At 57.2% G+C, this 1,147-nt stretch carries 2 protein-coding genes; both read right to left on the bottom strand.

What is annotated here, in order from left to right; all coding sequences use genetic code 11:
- A partial coding sequence (locus F1529_RS17500) for a HipA N-terminal domain-containing protein (RefSeq protein ID WP_196220452.1) occupies positions 1–561 on the bottom strand: 561 nt, incomplete at its 3' end.
- Complete coding sequence (locus F1529_RS17495; RefSeq protein ID WP_155137861.1) at positions 551–838, bottom strand: helix-turn-helix domain-containing protein; 288 nt, start codon at positions 836–838, stop codon at positions 551–553. The genes F1529_RS17495 and F1529_RS17500, both read right to left, overlap by 11 nt.
- Positions 839–1,147 lie beyond the last annotated feature (309 nt).

Raw genomic sequence — 1,147 nt, 5'->3', positions numbered from 1 at the left:
CGCCACCGTGCGGCAGCGATCTGGCTCATCCGGGGAGATGTAGAACTGCGCCTTGGGTCTGGCACCACCGGAGCTGCCTGCTGCCACCAGATCCGCCAGCACCTCTTCCGTCTGACCGTCAAAAAACGCCTGCGCCTCCAGACCCAACGTCGCCAGGTCGATGTCGCCGGTTGAGGTAAGCTGGTATTCCGAGGTCGGCGAGAATGACAGGCCCCCCATCCCGGAAGCCCCTACAAACGCCAGGCGATCCATGGCGGTGATCTGGGCAGGGAGAATGCCATGCTGTCGGAACACACGATCTTGCAGCAAGGAACCCCAGCCATCAGGCAGACTATCGCCGAACAGGCCATGCAGGCCGGAATGCGGCCTTTTGGGAGCAAGCTGCAGCTCAGTGGTTGCCTTTAGGCCGAAGGGCGACAGGTTTCCGAAGCGCGCGAGATAATCCGCATCGTACTGAAAAAAGACGCCCTGCCGGTTCTGCGCCAGCACGCCAACCGTCACCGCCTGCCCCGTTGCCAGCGTGCGGGTTACCGTCAGCTTGCGGACCGGTTTAAAGGTCATCGCTCAACACCTCATCGATACTGGATGGCAACTCAGCTTCGCTGAGGGAATTGCGAGTCAACGCATACAGGCGACGCAGATCGTCCAGACTCTGCCAGAGAAATAGCAGCTGCCGGAACGAGATTTGGCCGGTGAGCTCGAATTTCTTGATGGTGGATGCTGGCACACCGCTACGCGCAGCTAGCGCATCGCGAGACAGCTTGGCCTGCTTGCGCAAACGTCGCAGATGGGTGGCAAATGCCCGCTGGACATCGGCATCGTCAAGTAGGGCGACCATATCACACCTATATGGATACTATTTTGTCCAATTTTCGCATTTAATGGACAAAATAGACACCATAATGCCCAAAGAAAGCCGCGCGAGTGCACCAAAGGCCAGGAATCGTACTGCCGTCAGCAATTTTGGCCAAATCCCTGCACTAATAGACGTGAGAGTTCTGGAGCCTCATTCAGCAATAAGGCCAGCGCCGGGCCCAATGAAGAATCCGCTTCCCAGATCCTCAATTCCGACCCTTCTTAATGATGAGCTACCAGCCATCCATCCAGGTAACGCCAACGAATTGTCATCTTGCTCTCCAGTGAATAC

Origin of the sequence: Alcanivorax sp. VBW004, assembly GCF_009718865.1 — a bacterium.
GTDB lineage: Bacteria > Pseudomonadota > Gammaproteobacteria > Pseudomonadales > Alcanivoracaceae > Alcanivorax.
This window is presented reverse-complemented; position numbering and strand designations above follow the sequence as displayed.

What these genes read in the sequence shown, in the direction of transcription:
- F1529_RS17495 (WP_155137861.1), bottom strand. Translation starts at nt 838, where the DNA reads ATGGTCGCCCTACTTGACGATGCCGATGTCCAGCGGGCATTTGCCACC.